The sequence below is a fragment of the Caulobacter henricii genome (assembly GCF_001414055.1).
GTDB classification, from domain to species: Bacteria; Pseudomonadota; Alphaproteobacteria; order Caulobacterales; family Caulobacteraceae; genus Caulobacter; species Caulobacter henricii.
In genome coordinates, this window is the sequence record NZ_CP013002.1 from 2,043,469 (window position 1) to 2,062,736 (window position 19,268).

The following is a 19,268-nucleotide window of genomic DNA, read 5'->3' on the forward strand; positions in this document are numbered from 1 at the left end:
GGGGCCGTCGGAAAGAGGTACGAATCCTTGCGCACCCAAAGGGCGCTTAGACCCGATGGTGCAGACTTGAGCGCCTTAAGCAAGCGCAAGGATCGCAGGTGGGCGAAATCGACGCGGTGAAATCTATTTGGAAGCCGGTTTGGTGGAGGGCCCACCCACTTTGTCAATTACCTGAACGACAGGCTCCCAGGGCACCCAACCCAGGGCATGATTGACCCGGTTGTAGGAGGCCTTGGGATCATAGCGCGCAACGTCGGGAGCAAGCGCGGCGATATCGAGCGCGCCCATCGCCTGCAGGACCGAAGCGCTGGCGACGTATTCGTCACGACGGGCCGAAACCAGGGCCAGTTCAGCGGACCGCAGTTCCTGCTGGGCGTTCAGGACATCCAGGGTCGTGCGGAGGCCCACCTGCTGCTCCTGGCGCACGCCTTCAAAGGCGATGCGAGCTGCCCGGACCTGCTCCTCGTTGGAGACCAGGTTCGATCGCGAGGCCAGAAGATTGCTCCAGGCATTGGACACCGACTGCAAGGCCGATCGCTTGGCACCTTCCACAGCATTGTGGGCTGCGGTTTCCCGCTCGACGGCAGCACGGACCTGGGACGAGATCAGGCCACCGGTAAACAGCGGAACCGAAGCCGTAACTGCACCCGAGAGGGAGCGGTCATAGTCGGCGAACTGGTCGCCGCGACCATTTACTTCACTGGAGTCATAGCCGAGCGAGGCACGGGCCGAGACGGTCGGGCGGCGCGCAGCGCGGGCCGAGGCGACGCGGGCCGCGGCGGCGCGCTCATTGAACCGGGCGGCGGCAACCTGCGGATTGTTGTTCTCGGCTGCGTCAAAGGCTTGTTCGACAGTCGGCGGCAGCAGGCCGGCTAGCGAGGGCTCAGCCACCAGATCCGTAGGATTCTGACCGACGATCGCGGCATACGACGCGCGGCTGAATGAAAGTTGGGCCTGAGCCGAGCTCAGGGCCGCCTGGGCTGCAGCGCGACGAGCCTGGGACTGGGCGACGTCGGTGCGAGTGATTTCCCCGACCTCGAAGCGGGCCTTGGATTCGTCGAGTTGTCGGTCGAGGACGGCGACATTCTCCTGGGAGATGCGCAGGCGCTCCTGGTCGCGACGAACATCGACATAGGCCTGGATCACATTGATCAGGACATTCTGTTCGACATTTCGCAGGCCTTCACGGGCGGCCAGGACGTCGGCTTCCGCCGCCGTCAGATTGGCACTGGCCTTGCCGCCCGTGAACAGTGGCTGGCTGATTGAAAGGGTCGCGCCGCTGGCCGACGTCTCGACGCGCGTGCCGCCGAACGGATCGCGTTGAGACCCAGTGACATCCGCCGACAGGCTGGCCGAAGGACGGAAAGCCGTCTTGGCCTGGACAACACTCTCATCGGTGGCGCGCTGGGACGCGCGCTGCTGCTGCAGCGTGGGGTTGGTCTGGTAGGCCAGGGCAATCGCATCGGTCAGGGTCTCGGCCTGAACGGCGGACCCAAAGCCGGCCATCAGGCCCAAGCTGCAAGCGGCGGCCAACAATCCGGCCCGACGGCTATTCGACATCTAGTTCAATCCCCAAGACCGGCGAGGCTTGCGCCCGCACTTCTATATGAGCGCGTGTAGGGCCGAGCGCCACAGGCCGCCAGTTAAGCTTTTTTCACGCTTGCGTTGCGCGGATGTTTCGAGAGCGAAAAACCTTGAGTCACAGACAGCCCTAGAAGGCGAAACCCGGCTCTGCGCCGAAGCCCGCAAGGACCGGCGGCGTCGAGTCAAAGACCGTTCGGCGACCGAGACCGTCTTCTGCGCGCACATAGATGGTGGCCCGCCCCACGGGCCCCGCGCGTTCGACGACGCCCAGCCGGCCACCAATTGCCAGGGCCTTGGTCCAGGCGACCGGCGCAGCGCCCACGGCACCTTCGGAAATGATCACGTCATAGCCCGCTCCGGCGGGGCTCGTGAGATCCTCGCCGTCGAGGCGCGTCACCGTCAGCCCCATGGCTTCCAGAACCGCCGCCGCATAGGGGGCTGCGATGGCGAGTGCTGTCTCGCCGGCGCGCGGCTTGAGATATTGCAGAAGCTTCCCGACGTCGCGCGGGCGCAGTAGCCAGCGGCCAGGCGCATATTCGACCTCGGCGTCGGCATAGGCCAGATAGGCCTTGCTGGCAGGAACCACAGCCTCGCGGGCCACCACGCGCAGAGCATCCTGCAGAGGCAGGTCGGTGACGTCGGCGGTGCGGATCTGGCTTTCCACCATGTTCAGCCGCGCGGCGGCGAAATCGGTGCTCATGGAATCCCTCGGTCGGACTTGACGTTCGAGCGGGTTATAGGTCCGCCCCTCCCCTCAAGGCAATGCGAAGGGTTGATTAGGGGTGCCGCAACAGCCCGCGACCTTTTGGTCGGCCCAGAATTTAAGGCCCGATTAACCATAAAAGCGCATTTTCGGCCTGTCTTCATTGAAGACACCCCACCATCACTGACTTTCCACAGCCCGGCCGCAAGCCGGGCTGTTTTTTTGTTCGAAGGCGCTTGCGCCGAGTCAACGAGGCGGCTATCACCCGGCCTCTTCCTGAGGCGACCTGTTCCGCGGTAGCTCAGTGGTAGAGCAGCCGGCTGTTAACCGGCTGGTCGTAGGTTCGAATCCTACCCGCGGAGCCACCTCCGGCCTGAGCAGCGACCTTCGTTTCGACGAAGGTCGCGCTTTGATCCCAAAAAAGCGATTTCGGTGAAATGTTGAGCGTCAGGTGCCAATGTAGCCTGAGCTTGCGTCGGCTTGGCCTGGTCCTTGACCGTGCGAAAGGCGCTAGTCGCCCTTCACCGACTCTGCTGGCGACGCTATGGCTCGATCATGACGACTGCTGATGACCATTGGCCTGCGACCCTGCAACGCGTTGTCGCTCTGCTGCATTTCAAACTTGCGGATCCAAAGGCCAACCCACAGGGCCTGACCGTCGAGGTCCGTCAGGATCTCACCATCCTGCCGGCGCTGATCCAGACCGCCGTCAAGGCCGCGATCGAACTCGACCAGTGGGTCGCCGCCGAGAGCAAGGAAGCGCCCGTCAATCGCGAGGCCATCGTGGCCCGCAAGCAATTCCTGCGGGCCTTGATCGCCGAGCCGCCAGGCAGCACCCGATCGCCCTTCACCATGGGCTATGACGCCGCCTATCGCCTGCGCCTCGAAAAACTGATCTGGGCGGCCATTGCAGACCACCCCCGTCGCAGACTGGAAGAACTGGCCGCGGCCCGCCCCTGACGGTACCTACCAGGCCCCGATATTGGGCATGGAGGCCCAGGGTTCAGAGGCAGGCAGGTTCCCGTCCTGCAACAGTTCAACCGAGATATTGTCCGGCGACCGAACAAAGGCCATGTGCCCGTCGCGAGGCGGGCGGTTGATCGTCACCCCCATGTCCATCAGGCGCTGGCAGGTCTCGTAGATATTGTCGACGCGGTAGGCCAGGTGGCCGAAATTGCGACCGCCGGCATAGTCCTCGGCATCCCAGTTATAGGTGAGCTCGACCAGGGGGCCCTTGCGCTCCTTGGCCAGTTCGACGTCCTCAGGCGCGGCCAGGAACACCAGGGTGAACCGTCCCTGCTCATTGTCGACACGATACATCTCGGTCAGGCCCAGGCCCTGGCAATAGAACCGCAGCGAAGCGTCGAGGTCGCGGACCCGGACCATGGTGTGCAGATAGCGCAAGGCGAAACTCCAGGACTGTGTCGTTCGGCTATAGCCCTTCCCGGCCCGCGAGCGAAGGACGATCAGTCTGCCGGCTTGTCCCGGGTCTGCCGCCGCCAGAGGGCCGAATACTCCCCGCCCGCCGCGAGCAGGACGCTGTGGGCACCGCGTTCGACGATCCGGCCCCGGCGCAGGACGACGATCTCGTCGGCATCAGCGATGGTCGAGAGCCGGTGCGCCACGACCAGGGTGGTTCGCCCGGCTCTGGCCTTGCGCAGTGTCTCCTGAATGGCCGCCTCGGTGCGGCTATCGAGCGCACTGGTGGCTTCATCGAGGATCAGCACGCGCGGCTGGGCCAAGAGCGCCCGGGCTATACCGACACGCTGGCGCTCGCCCCCGGACAGCTTCAGGCCGCGCTCGCCGACCTTGGTCGCCATGCCTTCGGGCAAATTGCGGATAAACTCGCCCAGCTCAGCGGCCTCGGCTGCCGCCCAGATTTCGGCCTCGGTCGCTTCCGGTCGGGCAAAGCCGATATTGCTCAGCACGGTGTCGTTAAACAGCGCCACATCCTGCGGCACCAGGGCTACGGCCCGACGCAAGGATGCCTGCCTGAGATCACGCAGGTCGCACCCATCGAGTGTGATCCTGCCAGACTGCGGGTCGATCATCCGCAAGGCCAGGCGCACCAAGGTGGTCTTTCCCGCGCCCGACGGACCGACGATCGCCACGGTCTGGCCCGGGGGAATCGAGAAGCTGACGTCCAGAAGTCCTTCCGACCGCGCACCATGGCGGAAGGACACGCCTTCAAAGACCACGGCCCCGCCGCGCGCATCGGCGCAGGGCGGAAGGTCTGTGGCCCCTGGGGCATCCGCGACATCGGCGCTTTGCCGGCGAAGATCGAGCATGGCCTCCATGTCGATGAAGGACTGCCGGATCTCACGATAGGCAAACCCCAGGATGTTGAGGGGCGCGTAAAGATTGATCAGGATCAGCACGGCGGCCGTGACATCGCCCGGGCCCATGCGCCCCGCCGCAGCTTCGCCCCCCGCCAGCACTGCCATGGCCCCGAGACCGACGCTCATGACCGCCGCCTGGACGATGTTGAGGAGGGTCAGGGAGTTGGTCGCCTGGATCTGGGCGCGGCCATAGGTGTCCAGCGCCCGCTTGTAGCCACCGACCGCACGGTCCTCGGCCCCGAAGGACTTGACCGTCTCGTAATTGATCAGCGCGTCCACCGCACGGCCGGCAGCCTCTGCGTCGGCCTCGTTCAGGGCACGACGATGCCCGATGCGCCAGTCCGAAATGGCGAAGGTGATGTAGCCATAGACCCCGACCGTCAGCAGGGCGATCGCGGCAAATCGCCAGTCATAGGCCTTGGCCAGGACGGCCGCGGCCATCAGGAGTTCAATGCCCGTCGGCGCGAGATTGAAGACCAGGCTGCGGAGCAGGAAATCCATCGACCGTGCACCGCGGTCGATCACCCTCGACAGTGTGCCGGTCCGCTTCGACTGGTGAAAATCGATCGACAACGACAGGGCGTGGGCAAAGGTCTCCACCGCCGCGCGGTTCTGGGCGGCCTGGGCCACAGGCGTGAAGACGGCGTCCCGGGCCTGTGGGGTTGCCGAAGCGATGAAACGGACCAGGGCCCAGCCTGCGGCCAGACCGGCAAAGGTCCAGCTCACGGTCGCGGCGACTCCTTGCCCCGCGGCAAGCCGATTCACCGCAGCACCCAGCATCAGAGGGGCCAGGACGCCGAGTGCCTTGCCAAGCAGTGTCAGGGAAAGGGCTACGGTCAAGCGCCAGCGCAGACCTGGCGCGTTCGAGCGCAGCACCAGACGGAAAAGATCGCTCATCGCGCTCCAGAACCGAATCTGGACGGCGGGCGGTGAGATCGCGCCGGTCACAGCCTGGCGCGCAGAGGGGGCCGAGCCGAAGCCTCTCATTCGGTAGCAGCCGAGGTGATGAGCGTGGTCTGGACGCCGCCACCGGGAGTCAGCCAGTCAATCCGCCAGCCACCGGCTTCGCGCTGGGCGCGCACGGGACCGTTGGCCAGCGGCGCGGGGGGCAGGACATTGATCCTGATCCGCTGCTCGCCGCCCTCGCCGCTCACCTGGATGTCGTGCCCGCCGGGTCCAAGCGTTTCGCTCAGAGACAGAAAGAACCGCCCATCATCGGCAGCCTCGCCGACGGCACGCGGAGTCCGGTCGACGCGTACGCCCAGGCCCGCGCCTGGCGCGGCCATGCCCGAGACCACGGCTCCACCGTCCGGATCAATATCGACCGCCAGGATGTTGGGTGAGGCCGACCCGGAAGCCAGTCGCCAGGCCCCCGACCCGGCCCGCAACAGGGCGACAATCCCGTCGGGGGTGATCATCACATAGCCCTCGGCTTGGACCGTGCGGCCAGGCTGGGTCATCGAAAGGCCAAACAGGCGGACGCGATCGCTTGGCGGCACGGTCAGCCGCCAGCCGCCGACCGCATCCGCGCGGGCCACCAGGGCTTCTCCCGTCGGTGCGCCCAGCCGCACATTGGCATTGGGCGCGGACTGCCCCACCAGCACGAGACCTGCCGCCCCCTTCAGGGCCTGGCGGATATGGGGTGGTGCCACATAGCCAGCCTCGGCCGCATCAGCCTGGGTTGAAGCCGGCGCAACCTTTGGCCGCCAGTCGTCCCGTCCGCCGCCATCGCAGGCCCCAAGTGTGGCAGTGGCCAGGGCCAGCATTCCATAAAGAGCCTGCGGAGCGAGCTTCAGCTTGAAAGGGGCGGTGCGAATCCAGATCATGTGGCGCTCATGTCGGCGCGCCCATTCGCGCCGGCCTCTACATAGGCGGCGCGCTGCGACGGCGCGCCCTTTCTTTTGCTGGAGTGAACGACGATGGCTGATGAGTCTAGGCGCCTGGACTCCGTCTGCGTCTATTGCGGATCGTCCAATGACGCCGATCCGGCCTTCATCGCAGCGGCCGGTCAGATCGGCGAAAGTTTCGCCCGGGCCGGCCTCAAACTGATCTATGGCGGAGGCGGGGTTGGCCTGATGGGCGCAACGGCACGGGGAGCCTATAGCGCCGGCGGTCGCGTGCTGGGGATCATTCCAAAGTTCCTGACCGGCCGGGAGCAGCCCTTCGACGACGTCGAGACCATCGTGGTCGACAACATGCACGAGCGGAAAATGCTGATGTTCGAACAGGCCGACGCCTTTGTCGTCCTGCCAGGCGGCATCGGCACGCTGGAGGAGATCATCGAACTGCTGTCCTGGCGGCGGCTGGACCTGCATCAGAAGCCCATCGTGTTCCACAACCCGCGCGGGTTCTGGGATCCGCTGTTTGCCCTTCTGCAACACACGATCAATGAAGGCCTCACCCCGGCGGCCCTGGCCGAGACCTGGCGCGCCGTGGACAAGGCCGAGGACGTGACCGCGGCACTCTTGTCATGGGATGCCGAATTCTATCAAAGCGGACCGCAAACAAGCGTTCGGCTCTTGACTTAGTTTTAAAACGCAACGCACTTTCCTCCCCGGTCGACCTCCCCGTCGGCCGTGGGGATAAAGGAATAGTCATGCGTATGTTTTTGGCCGCATTTGTCGCGGCATCTGCCCTGTCCACGGGCGCAATGGCCGCAGAAGGCGCGGTCCTCAAGCTGAAGGCCCCCGCCAAGGTCGAAAGCCTCATTCATGATGGTTCAGCCTGGCGCTGCACCGGCGACGTTTGTGCCGCCAGCCAAGTGAAGTCGATGCCCATCGGTCGGACCTGCCGCAAGCTCGCAGCAGAACTGGGCGAGATCGTGGCGTTCAACTATCGCGGCAAGGAGTTGGATGCAGCCGGCCTGACGGACTGTAACGCCGCCGCCAAACCCTAAGCTTAATGGGCGATCCGCTCGCAGCGGATCGCCCATTTTTCTACTTGCGGCCTGTGGGCCGTGCATCTGACTTCGGCGGCTTGGCCGTCGGACTTGGCTTGGACCCGACCAGCATTCCGCCCATCAGGGCGAAGGACAGCATGGCGTGGTTCATCTTCGATACATTCATGGCGGCGTCTCCCAGACAGGCCGTTTGGACCAGGAGACGCGCGCGGCTTACAGGGGTGAACCCCTCCTAGTCGTCAGCGCGTCAGGGTTAAGCATGCGTCAATTACGACCTTCCGCAATCATTTTTATTCCGTAAACGGAGCATATCCGCGCACGGAACATTCTGATTTGCGCCACTAAACCGCGCCGGATTTAACTCCGTATACAGAATGAAATTGAGATATCCCGAGCTTCGCGCCTTGCACGTCTGGCTTGTTGTCCACTCGCCGCCCGGTTGGCGGAGCTGGAAGCCAATCCCTATGCCGGAACCTGCCCCTTGTTCCATGGATCAAAGAAAAAGCCGCCCGCGTCGGCATGACGCAGGCGGCTTGATCGAGTTCGTCCTGATCTTCCGTGGGCGTTATCCGCCCGGACGACGCAATTGCCCTAGGCGGCAGCGTCGAAGGACAGGGATTCGTAGCGCTTCAGGTGGTGGTCAACCGAGCCGAACAGGCCCTCGATGATCGACGCACGCTTGAAATAGTGGCCAATGGCCAGCTCATCGGTCATGCCCATGCCACCATGGATCTGGATGGCGTTCTGGCCGACAAACTTGCAGGCCCGGCCGATCTGCACCTTCATCGACGAGATCGCCTTGGCGCGGGTCGCCGCGTCTTCGTCGATCTTGATATTGGCCATATAGGTCATGGAGACGGCCTGTTCGACATTGATGAACATGTCGACCATGCGGTGCTGCAGGACCTGGAAGTTGGCGATCGCCGTGCCGAACTGCTTGCGCTGCTTGGCATAATCCAGGGTGTTTTCATGCAGCTTGCGCAGCACGCCCACCGCCTCGGCACCAACCGCTGCCGTGGCCTCGTCGATGACCTTGTCGACCAGCGGCAGGCCCTCGCCCTCGCCGCCGATCAGGGCGTCGGCCGGGATCGAGACATTCTCAAAATAGACTTCCGAGGCGCGGCCGCCGTCCACGGTCGGATAGTCGCGGGTGACGATGCCCGGCAGGCTCTTGTCGACCAGGAACACCGAGACGCCGCCCGTGTCCCGCTGAGCCCCACCCGTACGGGCGGTGACGATCAGATGCGAAGCGAAGGGCGCGCCGACCACGACGGCCTTGTGGCCGTTCAGGATGTAGCCCGAGCTGTCCTTCTTGGCGGTCGTCTTCAGGTCGCGCCAAGTGTAGCGGCTCTGGGGCTCGGCATAGGCAAAGGCGATGGTCGTGGACCCGCCGATGATGCCTTCGATCACGCTCGCCGCACCGGCATAACCGGAGTGCTTCATGAAGCCGCCGCCGATCACCACCGTGCCCAGATACGGCTCGATGACGAGCGCTTTGCCGAACTCTTCCATGATGATCATGTTGTCGATCGCCCCGCCGCCGAGGCCGCCGAGGTCTTCGCTGAATGAGGCCCCGAGGATGCCCAGTTCTTCAGCGAAGGCCTTCCAGTAGTCAGCCCGCCAGCCGCTGTCTGAAGCGACGATCTTGCGGCGCGTTTCGAAATCGTACTTGTCCTGCAGGAAGCTCGCGACCGTGTCGCGGACCATCGACTGCTCTTCGGTGAAGTTGAAATCCATCCCAGGGTTTCCCGTCTTTTTGTTTTGTCATCCCGGCCGAGGCTTGGCCGATGGCCGGGAACGTCAAGGTCTGTGAATTGGGCGGTCCTGGATGAGCCGCGCCGCAGCTCATCCAGGCTGACAGGCTGCTAGAGGCCCAGCACCATCTTGGCGATGATGTTGCGCTGGATCTCGTTGGATCCGCCATAGATCGACGTCTTGCGGACGTTGAAATAGTGGGGCGCCGAGCGATGGGCAAAGTCCGGGCCGATCGGATGGGCGTTGTCGCCGTCGTTCGGGAAGCCCCGGAAATAGGGCGCGCCATAGTGGCCCGCAGCCTCGAGCACGAGCTCGGTGATCCGTTGCTGGATCTCGGTGCCCTTGATCTTCAGGACGCTCGACTCCGGACCCGGGCCCTTGCCGGCGGCTTCGCCTGCCAGGGTACGCAGTTCGGTGTATTCCAGGGCGGTCAGGTCGATTTCGAGTTCGGCGACCTTTCGCTTGAACACGGGGTCGGCCAGCAGGTTTTCGCCGTCATCCGACATTTCGGTCGAGGCGATGGCGCGGATACGTTCGATACCACGCTTGGAACGCGCGACGCCGGCGATACCCGAGCGTTCGTGGGCCAGCAGGAACTTGGCGCAGGTCCAGCCCTTGTTCTCTTCGAAGATGCGGTTCTCGACCGGCACCTTGACGTTCTCAAGCCAGACCTCGTTGACCTCGTGCTCGCCGCCAAGGGTGATGATCGGACGGACCGTGACACCCGGCGACTTCATGTCGATCAGCAGGAACGAGATGCCTTCCTGGATCTTGGCGGTCGGATCGGTGCGGACGAGGCAGAAGATCCAGTCGGCATGCTGGGCCAGGGTGGTCCAGGTCTTCTGGCCGTTGACGAGATAGTATTCCTTGCCGTCATCGCCGGTGAAGCGCTCGGCCTTGGTCTTCAGGCTGGCGAGGTCGGAACCCGCGCCGGGCTCCGAATATCCCTGGCACCACCAGATGTCACCCGACAGGGTCTTGGGCAGGAAGCGCTCTTTCTGCTCCGGCGTGGCGAAGGTGTAGATCACGGGCCCGACCATGTTGATGCCGAAGGGCAGGATCGGCACGCAGTCGGCGCGGGCGGTCTCTTCCGACCAGATGTAGCGCTGAACCGAAGTCCAGCCCGGGCCACCGAACTTCTCGGGCCAGGCCGGAGCCACCCAGCCCTTGTTGGCCAGAACACGATGCCAGGCCAGGAAATCTTCCTTGGCCATTTCCTCGCCCTCTTCCTGCTTTTCACGCAGGCCAGCCGGATAGTTCTCGGCGATGAAGGCGCGGACTTCGTCGCGGAACGCGACATCCTCGGGCGAGAAATCGAGATTCATGGCGGGCTCCCGGTTTCGGCCTCTATGTGGAGGGCCGATTTGTTGTGTCGGGATCCACGATAGATGTCGAACGGGCGTTTGGAAAGATGACGTTAGCGTCAACGGAAGCGAATATGATCCGCGTTCAGTTAGCGCCTAGCGGGCCTCGCAGGCCAGCTTGACCAGAGCGATCGCCGCAGCCCCACCCACGCCCTCTTCCTCCGCCAGGTTCAGCGCCACGAGCGGGCGCTTGCCCAGGGCCTGAAGAAGCCGGGCGTGACCCTTTGAGGTGCCGACATGGGCGGCCAGGCAATGATCCAGCAGGGCCGGTTCAAGCCTGTAGAGCACCGCAGCGGCAGCTGTTGCGGCGTAACCGTCGAGCAGAACGGGAATCTTCTGGATCCGCGCCGCCAGGATCGCCCCGGCGACCGCCGCCGTCTCACGGCCACCCAGTTGCCGCAGAACCTGTAGAGGATCGCTCAGAGCGCCCTCCTCCGTTGCGCGGGCGACGGCCCGCGTCACCATAGCAGGAGCCTCGCTCCAGTCTTCGGCTTCGCCACCGAACAGGGCCATGGCCAGACAGGCAGCAATCAGGTCGGACTCGGCGGCGATCACGCCGGGCACCAGCAGGTCGGGCTGCTTGGCCAGAGCCTCCATGCCAAAGGCCATGGTGGCAGCGCACTCCTTCTCGCTCATCGACGGCCTGTCGACGGCATCCGGGGTCGGGCGATCCACGGCCAGATCAAAGGCTTCAAGCCCCGCCCCCTGAGCGCCAGCCAACCGGCAGACCGTCGCCGCGCCGGAAGCCACGGCCTCAAGCCGGTCACGGGCATAGCCGCGCGGTCCTACACCCTGACGCGCGCCGGCATAGAGGGCTACGACGGGGCGGTTGACCGCAGGGCGGGCCTTGCCGGTCCAGGCCGACAGCCAGGACGAGATCTCTGCAAGCCGATCACCCTGGGCCAGGTCAGGCGTAGTATCTGCCATTGGCGGGCTGGCCGCGAGGGCGCGAATATCGTCGAAAGGAGAAGCGGTCATGACCCGGGCTTTGGCGCCCGCGTCCCCACTTGTAAAGCGCTTGAGGCCTAGCGGGCCAGCAAGGCCTGACAGGGACCGTCGCGTTCAGCAATCAGGTCTGCCCGTGCCGTACCCTCGGCCCGACGGGCCTGACCGCTGACGACGATCACGGCGTCCGACGCCCGATCCACGACATAGTCTGCCCGCCCCTGCCTCTGGACCTTCACGAGGGCATTGTAGGCTGCAGCGTCTGCCACCCCAAGGCTGGTCGCCCTGGCCAAAGCCTGACACCGCGAAGCCTGCACGAACTGGCTATCGGTCAGGCGTAGCCCGGCCAGAACCGGGGTCGCTACCGCCAGGACCAGAGAACCGACAAAGAGATTTAGAACGATCATGGATGAGCTCCCCTTCATGGAGTTGAGACCTAATTTGCGGTGGATGTTGCGCGACGCTTGTGAACCAGAGACAATCAAGCCATGGACCTGACTGCCTCCTCGCCGCGCCCGATCGTCTCGCCTTGCATCAAGGTCTGCGCCGTTGACGGCCAAAGCGGATACTGCCTGGGCTGCCGACGCACCCTTCCGGAAATTGCGAGCTGGGCCCGCAAGAGCGACGACGAGCGGAGCGCCATTCTGGCTGAACTCCCTTCCCGGCCAGTTCCGATGATCAGCCTCGTGGCCGGCCAGGCCTAGGCGTCAGCGACCGCCCTTGAGCCAGACGGCGCAGGCTGACTGGCGCTCGGCCAACAACCTGTCCTTCTTGCCACCCTGAGCCCTATCCCCCTGAGCCTGGGCCGCGGTGATCCGCTTCGAGGCCGACGCCTTGGCCGCCAGGGTGCGGCTATGGCCTTCGGTCCGTAAAAGCTGATCGATGGCGGCAGTATCGAGCCGGCCGAGGCCTTCAGAAGCGGCCAGGCCCCGACAGCGCGCCGCTTGCAGAAACCCGGAATCCGACACCCTGGACTCCGCTCCTGCAGCATTTGCGGCACCCGCAAAGGCCAAGGCCACAACGGCCGCTGCAATCGTCGACTTCACGAAGATCCCCTCGATCAGCAAAAACAAATACTGAGCAATTGGATAGTTCACTTCACAACACAGACTAAGTTAATTTCAGTACATATTTCACTTATCTCGATTAAGGGACAACTTTTATCGAAATTCAGCAATCATAATTACCGCAACATTAACTATAGGAAATAATTCGACGATCCCATTCACGGGTTGAAAAGGCCTTTTCAGATAGAGTGAACCCCAACGGCCGAAGAAAACGGTCACAAAGCCTTTAAGGCGGGGTGTCTTCGATGTTGAAGTTTGTGGCGATTGCGGTGCTAGGCGCGCTTTCGGCAGTGGGAGCCGCCAAGGCCGTGGTGTCCCTGGACGATCTGCGCCATCCAGACCTCCGCGCCCCGGCTGCAGCGAGTGCAACGCTCGGTGGGCCCGATGGCGCGGCCCAGTTGACCAAGGGCCCTGACGGTCACTTCTGGGCTGAGGCTGCTGTCGACGGCAAAGCCGTGCGGTTCCTGGTCGATACCGGCGCAACGGCTGTATCCTTGAGCCTGGCCGACGCCAAACGGCTTGGCATCGACACCGACAAGTTGACCTATGACTACAGCGTGATCACCGCCGATGGCCGCACGCGGGCCGCCTCCGTGCAGCTCGCCAGCGTCGCCATCGCCGGGGCGCGCGTGCGTAATGTCGACGCCCTGGTCATCGAGAAAGGTCTTGAGACATCGCTTCTTGGGATGAGCTATCTGGGTCGCCTGTCACGCTTCGAAGCGACCCCCAAGGCGCTGATCCTGCACCCCTGACGGGTCATGCTTCGGCGAAACGGGCTTCCCGAGCCTCCAGAGCCTGGCGCACTGCCGCCAGGGCACGATCGACAACCTCTATCCCGGCCCCTGCCGGAACCCCCTCCACGGTCAGGATCCGCCGCCAGGCCCGCGCGCCAGGCAGGCCATGGAAAAGGCCAAGCATGTGGCGGGTCATGGCGGCCAGATGCACCCCCTCCGCCAAACGCCGCGCGATATAGGGCTTGTAGCGCTCTACAGCTTCGAACTCTGAGACATCCGCGACGGCTGCACCGAACACACGACGGTCCACAGCCCCCAGCAGGCCTGCCTCATGATAGGCTGAGCGGCCGAGCATCACCCCATCGACATGGGCCAGATGGGCCTCGACCGCATCCAGGTCGGTGACACCGCCATTGATCACGATGGTCAGGTTCGGACGTTCGCGCTTGAGCCGATAGACCAGCTCATAGTCCAGCGGCGGGATGTCACGGTTTTCTTTCGGTGACAGACCCTTGAGCCAGGCCTTTCGGGCATGAACGACAAAACTGTCGACGCCGGCAGCCGCACTGGCATCGACCAGGGCGAACAGGCTTTCTTCCGGCTCCTGGTCATCGACGCCGATGCGACATTTCACCGTCGCTGGCACCGAGACCGCCTGCCGAATGGCGGCCATGCACTCGGCCACCAGGTTGGGTTCGCGCATCAGGCAGGCCCCGAACCGCCCGCTCTGCACCCGATCCGAGGGGCATCCGACATTCAGGTTGATCTCGTCATAACCAAAATCCTCGCCAATCCTGGCCGCGAGGGCCAGTTCTGCAGGATCCGAGCCTCCAAGCTGCAGAGCCACGGGGTTTTGGTCCGCCTCAAACCCCAGCAGTTTTTCGCGATCCCCGTGCACCACGGCCCCGCTGGTGACCATCTCCGAATAGAGCAGAGCGTGGCGCGACAGGGTCCGGTGCAACGACCGACAGTGACGGTCGCTCCAGTCCATCATGGGGGCCACGGAGAATCTATGCGGTTGGAATGGCAGCATTTCCGGTCGTTTCAGCTCGGGAGAACCTCAGCCTGTACCCGAAATCGCGTTCCGATTGGCTATTTTTTCGGGCGGGCACGGCATGCGCCAAGCGGCCCCTGCCGTCTTGCGGACGCCTGACGGCCTCGCTGCTATCTGCGCAAAGCAAAATGGCCAGGTTCATCAGAACCTGGCCACCTGTTGATGCCTGCTGGATCGCTGAGGGCGACTAGAACGGAATCTCGTCGTCGAGATCTGCAGAGAAGCTCTCTCGCGGGCCGCTGGGCTGGCTGCGCGGGGCGCCGCCACCATAGCCGCCGCCACCGCCGCCGCTGGAATAACCGTCATCGCCACCGCCGGACGACGCGCCGGCACCGTCACCACGACCGCCGAGCATGGTCAGCTCGCCACGGAACTTCTGCAGAACGATCTCGGTGGAGTATTTCTCCGCGCCGGTATTGTCGGTCCATTTGCGGGTCTGGATCGCCCCCTCGATATAGACCGTCGAGCCCTTGCGCAGGTACTGCTCGGCAACCTTGACCAGGTTGTCGTTAAAGATGACCACCCGGTGCCACTCGGTCTTTTCCTTGCGCTCGCCCGAGGTGCGATCACGCCAGCTCTCCGAGGTGGCAATACGGAGATTGGCGACGCGGTCACCGGATCCCAGGCTGCGGATTTCAGGATCGGCCCCGAGGTTGCCCACCAGAATGACCTTGTTGACGCTGCCCGCCATCGCTTCGACCTTGTTCACGCCCGGCGACCCATGCGCCGGAATCTGATCAAGACGTTAACGGAGCAGGCTGGTCAACGCAATTTTGTTCTCAATACGTTCCTGTGGACGACCGAAAGGCCGCACCGGCGCTCCTATTGGGCCGGGACCTCGCGGATCGCACCCGGCACCGCAAGCCGACCGTCGCCCGTCCGCACCAGCGACATGAAGCGGGCCCCGTCATAGGTCTGGCCAAGATAGATCCCTTCCTTCTCAAGGAAGATGAAGCTGCCCTGGTAGGATCCTGTCAGGGTCCTGTTGGGGCTACCCATACGGACAAAGCGGATACGCACCCCCTCCAGGATGGCCGCACATTGCTCCATGGTCGCCACGTTCCGCTCGACCGGATTGAACCGCAGGGTCTTGTCCTTGTTGGTCGCGACATGGAAGCAGACCCCTTTTTCAAAAGGAGCCTTGATCTGCTTTTCGCAGGCGACCAGCCCGAGCCCAGCTGCGGCAACGACGGTGGCGGCAATCAGAAGCTGACGGCGCATGGCAATACTCGGTTTAGCCGGCGGCGGGGATCGAGCAGTTCGGCCCCTGCTCGATCACGGAATGGAAGGAACGGTTGTCGGATGAGGCTTCAATCCTGCCGGGTACCAGTCGCAGGGTTTCCTCACCCCAGCGACCATAGGTGGCTCCGCCGGAACGTTCGCAACGACCGCCAAAAAGGGCCTGGGCGCAGGCGTTCAGAGTGATGTCCCCAGGCAACCGCCGCCATTCGGCACCCGAATAGCGCCAGCAGGCCGCCAGAGGTGCCGTTGAGGTCGTCGCAGCAGGTACAGGAGCGGGTCCCGGCACCGCAGCAGGCAGGGGCGGCGTTTCCATGGTGGGCGGGGGCAAGGGTGTCAGCACCGTGCCGGCCTGGTCGGCCGCTGCCAGGGCACCGGTCTCGTCCACGCCGACGTCCAGAGCTCCTGTCGCAACGCCATTTTTCTTGGCGCACTCGGCCAGGGTGGTCTCGCCGACAAACTGGCCGCCCACGAAGCAGCGCAGGGGGCGCGCGGGGTCGAGCTTGGTGTCGTCCGCCCGTCCGGTCTCGACGATCAGGCCTGCGCGCGACGCCGGCGGGGGCTCTGAGGACTTTCCCTTGCCACCCAGCAGCGCACCGGCGATGCCGATACCCGCCAGGAGGGCCAGGGCGGCGCCGCCTGCCAGAACGATGCGTCGGTCTTTCAGAAGTTCCATGAACACTGGCTACGACGCGAAGATGACGCTTTCAAGCGTCACGAAGTCACTGACCTAACGATCAGCCTGTCAAACGGTTCAGCGCGGCTTGGTAATTCGAAATCTGGTTCTTCAGATAGGCCGGCACGGTTCCGCCTGTCTTGCCGGCCGTATTGGTGGCGCTGTTGTTGATGCCGAGCGCATTGTCGGCGATTTCCCGGTAGGCGGTGCGCACCGCCGACATGGCGCGCGTAATCACTGATGAGGCATTCTTGCGGCCAGCCTCATCAGCGAGGTCCAGCTCCGGCGGAAGCTGGAGGCCGAACACGGGCCCGCCACCATCGGCCGAGACCGTCTTGCCGCTTTCAGTCTTGGTGCTGCGCACAACGCCCGCCGAAAGACCGAGGGCCTGAAGCACGTCCGTGCCGCCCTTCCCCGCCAGCACCTCGATGGTCGAGGTGGCATAGGCCGGGCTGATCTTCAGCTTGCGGGCATTGCCATCACTGGAGGTCTCGACCTTGGCCCGGAAACCCGAGGCCCGCTTGATCTTGTCTGCCAGGGTTTCCAGGGTGTCCTTGGCGTCGATCGTGATCGTCGTCAGCGTCCCGCGCTCACGGGTGCGGATCTGAAAGGTATCGCCGGCACGCGCCGCCGTTGCGGAGACCAAACGTTCCGACTGGGTGAAATCCATCTTGCCCTTGGGCAATCCAAAAGCGTCAAGACTGCTGGAACCGGCCTGATCGACGGCGATGGAGGTTGGCATTGCATAACCGTCCTTGCCGGTCAGTCGCTGCGACCAGGACACAGCCCCCGTACCGACGTCGATCTGCGCGACATAGCCGTCCTTCTCGCCGACCGTCGACTGGCCTTCGAGGTTCTTGCCGGCCGCTCCCACGAGCCAGGCCGAGCCGTTGGCGATAGCCATGCCGGTCACGGTGTCATCACCCGTTCCACCATAATAGGCCAGGGTATCGGCGCTCGTATCACTCAGGTCCAGCGACAGGCGGCCGACGAATCCATCAGAGCCGCCGGAGGCACCGCTGGTCGTGTTGGCCAGGCTCAGTGCCCCATTCGAGGTGTGCCCCCCGACATAGAGTTGACCGCCATCGATCTTGAGGCCGACCAACTCACCGCCCTTGAGCGATCCCAGATCACGCACCGCCCCCGCCGTGAGGGCGGCTGCCTTGGTGTAGGTGACAGGCGTCGTGACCGTTACGCCGGCAGACGTCATGCTCGAAGCGTTCTCAGTGACCACGGTTGGGGCCACCGTGAAGCTGCGCAGAACGGCATTGCCATTCTCCTTGCCGCCGACCACCACCTGCGACCCGTTGACGACAATATCCGACACGGAGTCGTTTTCGGTCGTACCGAACTTTTCAGTGAAAAGGGCCTTGGGTCCGCCGTTCAGGTCCGTGGCGAAGGCCGTCAGGTAGGAATCGTAGCCTCCACCCGTTGCGGTGGTTGAGGCGGGCAGGTCGGATTTGGATCGCCCGCCGACATAGAGGATCCCGTCCGAACCGAAGGCCACGGCAGTGGCTTCGTCTTCAAGCATCGCGCCGCGCCGGACCGTCCACTGCTCGTCGCCGCTGGCATCATACCGCGTAACGAAGCTGTCGGTTTTGCCCGACGTGGCGTCAGAATTTATGGGTCCATCGACGGCACCCTGCAGCCGTCCGGTGACGGAGCCCGCAACCGCCACGCTTCCGTCGCTGGCCACGGCCAGGTTCAGACCGCTGGCGGAATCGGTGGCGCCCAGGCTTCGGGCATAAAGCAGATGGCCCGCCGAATCGTACTTCAGCAGGGCGACGTCCTGATCGCCCTTGATGACCTGACCGCTGACGTCCTTGGTGACGTCTGCGAGCATGTAGATGGAGCCGTCACTGCCCGACACCGTCTTGCGGACGCTTGAAATCGTACCCTGGAGGGTTTCGGAAAACACCTTTCCGCCCGCCTGGCCACCCCCGGCGGCGCTGTACTTGGTCAGGGTGTTTTCTATGACCGCGTCCTCGGTCTTGGTATCCTTGTCAGGATCGGGATTGCCGGCGGCCGTAGTGATATAGACGGCAGGCGTGGCGGCGGTCGCGGTGAAGGTCAGCTGCTCGCTCGAGTCGCCACGCACCCGCAAGGCAAAGTCATCGCCCGTAGCCGGCAGGGTCACCGGCTGGCCATTGACCTGCACAGTTCGCGTCTCGCCGACCTTGCGTTCAACCGCAAAGCTGGTCTCGAACCCACCGGCCTTGAGCTTGCCATTCATGAAGCTGACGACGTTCGACATCGTCCTGGGCGTCGCGCCCATCTCGGCGAGGTCCATGGTCAGATTGGTGGTAACCCCGAACTTCCGGACAGCCAGATCAAAGCTGACATTACCCTGGAACTTGGGCACCGGATCATCGGACTGACCGCTGTAGATGGTATCGGTGATGTAGCCGAAGACGTTCTTGGGAACCCCGACCGTCGACCGGGCCGTCGTCATGACCGAGCCCGGGGTCAAACGCCCCTGATCCAGACTCAGGTTCTGGGTGTAGCTGGTGACTTCGGAAAGACCCTTGGTCAGCGCGGTCTGCAGACGCTTGATCTCGCCGTCGGACACCCCTTTCTCAGACGCTCGCGCGGCGATCGCTGAAAGGGTGTTCAAAGCCTGATAGGTGGCGAACAGCTTCTTGTAGTCGCCGCTGGCCCCCTTGAGGCTGGTGGCATTGCCCTCTTCGTCAACAAACTTGCGGCCATTGAGCGCCGCCTTGACGAGGGTGCTGGGCTCGGCTGATCCACCCACCCAAGGGGCTGTGGGCACCACGGCCTTGGATCTACCGGACGAAGTCGCTGCAGTCGGCGCACCATTCACCTGGCCCGTGCGAGCCTGATAGTAGCCAAGCAGTGCGCTGGTGTCGAAGGTGATCACGGCAAGTCCTGTCGGGAGGCACGAGGCTCCC

The 19,268-nt window shown here is 64.0% G+C and carries 21 protein-coding genes and 1 tRNA gene; 6 read left to right on the forward strand and 16 right to left on the reverse strand.

What is annotated here, in order from left to right:
* Positions 1 to 123: 123 nt before the first annotated feature.
* Positions 124 to 1,560: a TolC family outer membrane protein gene (locus AQ619_RS09435; RefSeq protein WP_062146668.1), complete on the reverse strand. Its 1,437-nt coding sequence runs from the start codon at positions 1,558 to 1,560 to the stop codon at positions 124 to 126.
* Between the two features lie 151 nt (positions 1,561 to 1,711).
* Positions 1,712 to 2,284, reverse strand: coding sequence for a protein-L-isoaspartate O-methyltransferase family protein (locus tag AQ619_RS09440; protein ID WP_062146670.1), 573 nt, complete (start codon positions 2,282 to 2,284; stop codon positions 1,712 to 1,714).
* A 293-nt stretch (positions 2,285 to 2,577) separates the two neighbouring features.
* Between AQ619_RS09440 and AQ619_RS09445 the strand changes: the two genes are divergently transcribed.
* Positions 2,578 to 2,652 (forward strand) — tRNA-Asn (locus AQ619_RS09445).
* A gap of 190 nt (positions 2,653 to 2,842) precedes the next feature.
* On the forward strand, positions 2,843 to 3,247 hold the full coding sequence (locus AQ619_RS09450; RefSeq protein ID WP_062146673.1) for a hypothetical protein: 405 nt from the start codon (positions 2,843 to 2,845) through the stop codon (positions 3,245 to 3,247).
* A gap of 6 nt (positions 3,248 to 3,253) precedes the next feature.
* Here AQ619_RS09450 and AQ619_RS09455 read toward each other — a convergent pair whose 3' ends face one another.
* The 3 genes from AQ619_RS09455 to AQ619_RS09465 form a co-directional block, all read right to left on the reverse strand.
* Complete coding sequence (locus AQ619_RS09455) at positions 3,254 to 3,691, reverse strand: VOC family protein (RefSeq protein ID WP_062146675.1); 438 nt, start codon at positions 3,689 to 3,691, stop codon at positions 3,254 to 3,256.
* A 62-nt stretch (positions 3,692 to 3,753) separates the two neighbouring features.
* The gene (locus AQ619_RS09460) at positions 3,754 to 5,613 is read right to left on the reverse strand and encodes an ABCB family ABC transporter ATP-binding protein/permease (protein ID WP_062146677.1); all 1,860 of its coding nucleotides are present in this window, start codon (positions 5,611 to 5,613) and stop codon (positions 3,754 to 3,756) included.
* Positions 5,610 to 6,452 carry a hypothetical protein gene (locus AQ619_RS09465; RefSeq protein WP_062146679.1) on the reverse strand — a complete coding sequence of 281 codons (843 nt, stop codon included), beginning with the start codon at positions 6,450 to 6,452 and terminating at the stop codon, positions 5,610 to 5,612. The genes AQ619_RS09460 and AQ619_RS09465 overlap by 4 nt, the downstream gene beginning before the upstream one ends.
* 93 nt (positions 6,453 to 6,545) lie before the next feature.
* On the opposite strand from AQ619_RS09465, the gene AQ619_RS09470 reads away from it, so the two are divergent.
* On the forward strand, positions 6,546 to 7,154 hold the full coding sequence (locus AQ619_RS09470; protein ID WP_062146681.1) for an LOG family protein: 609 nt from the start codon (positions 6,546 to 6,548) through the stop codon (positions 7,152 to 7,154).
* A 68-nt stretch (positions 7,155 to 7,222) separates the two neighbouring features.
* A complete protein-coding gene (locus AQ619_RS09475; RefSeq protein WP_062146683.1) occupies positions 7,223 to 7,522 on the forward strand; it encodes a DUF8200 family protein in 300 nt (99 codons plus the stop codon).
* A gap of 40 nt (positions 7,523 to 7,562) precedes the next feature.
* Here the strand turns inward: AQ619_RS09475 and AQ619_RS19060 are convergent, their stop codons facing one another.
* The 5 genes from AQ619_RS19060 to AQ619_RS09495 form a co-directional block, all read right to left on the reverse strand.
* Complete coding sequence (locus AQ619_RS19060; protein WP_166504333.1) at positions 7,563 to 7,706, reverse strand: hypothetical protein; 144 nt, start codon at positions 7,704 to 7,706, stop codon at positions 7,563 to 7,565.
* 410 nt (positions 7,707 to 8,116) lie between these two features.
* On the reverse strand, positions 8,117 to 9,262 hold the full coding sequence (locus AQ619_RS09480; RefSeq protein ID WP_062146685.1) for an acyl-CoA dehydrogenase family protein: 1,146 nt from the start codon (positions 9,260 to 9,262) through the stop codon (positions 8,117 to 8,119).
* 128 nt (positions 9,263 to 9,390) lie between these two features.
* Positions 9,391 to 10,605, reverse strand: coding sequence for an acyl-CoA dehydrogenase family protein (locus AQ619_RS09485; RefSeq protein WP_062146687.1), 1,215 nt, complete (start codon positions 10,603 to 10,605; stop codon positions 9,391 to 9,393).
* A 135-nt stretch (positions 10,606 to 10,740) separates the two neighbouring features.
* Positions 10,741 to 11,622 (reverse strand): nicotinate-nucleotide--dimethylbenzimidazole phosphoribosyltransferase, encoded by an 882-nt coding sequence (locus AQ619_RS09490; RefSeq protein ID WP_062146689.1) that lies wholly within the window; start codon positions 11,620 to 11,622, stop codon positions 10,741 to 10,743.
* 47 nt (positions 11,623 to 11,669) lie between these two features.
* Positions 11,670 to 11,996 carry a hypothetical protein gene (locus AQ619_RS09495; RefSeq protein ID WP_062146691.1) on the reverse strand — a complete coding sequence of 109 codons (327 nt, stop codon included), beginning with the start codon at positions 11,994 to 11,996 and terminating at the stop codon, positions 11,670 to 11,672.
* A gap of 81 nt (positions 11,997 to 12,077) precedes the next feature.
* On the opposite strand from AQ619_RS09495, the gene AQ619_RS09500 reads away from it, so the two are divergent.
* The gene (locus AQ619_RS09500) at positions 12,078 to 12,293 is read left to right on the forward strand and encodes a DUF1289 domain-containing protein (RefSeq protein ID WP_062146693.1); all 216 of its coding nucleotides are present in this window, start codon (positions 12,078 to 12,080) and stop codon (positions 12,291 to 12,293) included.
* Between the two features lie 3 nt (positions 12,294 to 12,296).
* On the opposite strand, the gene AQ619_RS09505 is transcribed toward AQ619_RS09500, so the two are convergent.
* Positions 12,297 to 12,635, reverse strand: coding sequence for a hypothetical protein (locus AQ619_RS09505; protein WP_062151491.1), 339 nt, complete (start codon positions 12,633 to 12,635; stop codon positions 12,297 to 12,299).
* Between the two features lie 257 nt (positions 12,636 to 12,892).
* Here AQ619_RS09505 and AQ619_RS09510 point away from each other — a divergent pair, with 257 nt between their 5' ends.
* On the forward strand, positions 12,893 to 13,408 hold the full coding sequence (locus tag AQ619_RS09510; RefSeq protein WP_062146695.1) for a TIGR02281 family clan AA aspartic protease: 516 nt from the start codon (positions 12,893 to 12,895) through the stop codon (positions 13,406 to 13,408).
* 4 nt (positions 13,409 to 13,412) lie between these two features.
* Here AQ619_RS09510 and dusA read toward each other — a convergent pair whose 3' ends face one another.
* The 5 genes from dusA to AQ619_RS09535 all read right to left on the reverse strand — a co-directional run bounded on the left by dusA (position 13,413) and on the right by AQ619_RS09535 (position 19,237).
* Positions 13,413 to 14,423 carry a tRNA dihydrouridine(20/20a) synthase DusA gene (dusA, locus tag AQ619_RS09515; protein ID WP_062146697.1) on the reverse strand — a complete coding sequence of 337 codons (1,011 nt, stop codon included), beginning with the start codon at positions 14,421 to 14,423 and terminating at the stop codon, positions 13,413 to 13,415.
* A 208-nt stretch (positions 14,424 to 14,631) separates the two neighbouring features.
* Positions 14,632 to 15,135 carry a single-stranded DNA-binding protein gene (ssb, locus tag AQ619_RS09520; protein WP_062151494.1) on the reverse strand — a complete coding sequence of 168 codons (504 nt, stop codon included), beginning with the start codon at positions 15,133 to 15,135 and terminating at the stop codon, positions 14,632 to 14,634.
* A 131-nt stretch (positions 15,136 to 15,266) separates the two neighbouring features.
* Positions 15,267 to 15,665, reverse strand: coding sequence for a hypothetical protein (locus tag AQ619_RS09525; protein ID WP_062146699.1), 399 nt, complete (start codon positions 15,663 to 15,665; stop codon positions 15,267 to 15,269).
* Positions 15,666 to 15,678: 13 nt separating this feature from the next.
* Complete coding sequence (locus tag AQ619_RS09530; protein WP_062146701.1) at positions 15,679 to 16,359, reverse strand: hypothetical protein; 681 nt, start codon at positions 16,357 to 16,359, stop codon at positions 15,679 to 15,681.
* A gap of 61 nt (positions 16,360 to 16,420) precedes the next feature.
* On the reverse strand, positions 16,421 to 19,237 hold the full coding sequence (locus AQ619_RS09535) for a hypothetical protein (RefSeq protein WP_062146703.1): 2,817 nt from the start codon (positions 19,235 to 19,237) through the stop codon (positions 16,421 to 16,423).
* Between the last annotated feature and the right edge of the window lie 31 nt (positions 19,238 to 19,268).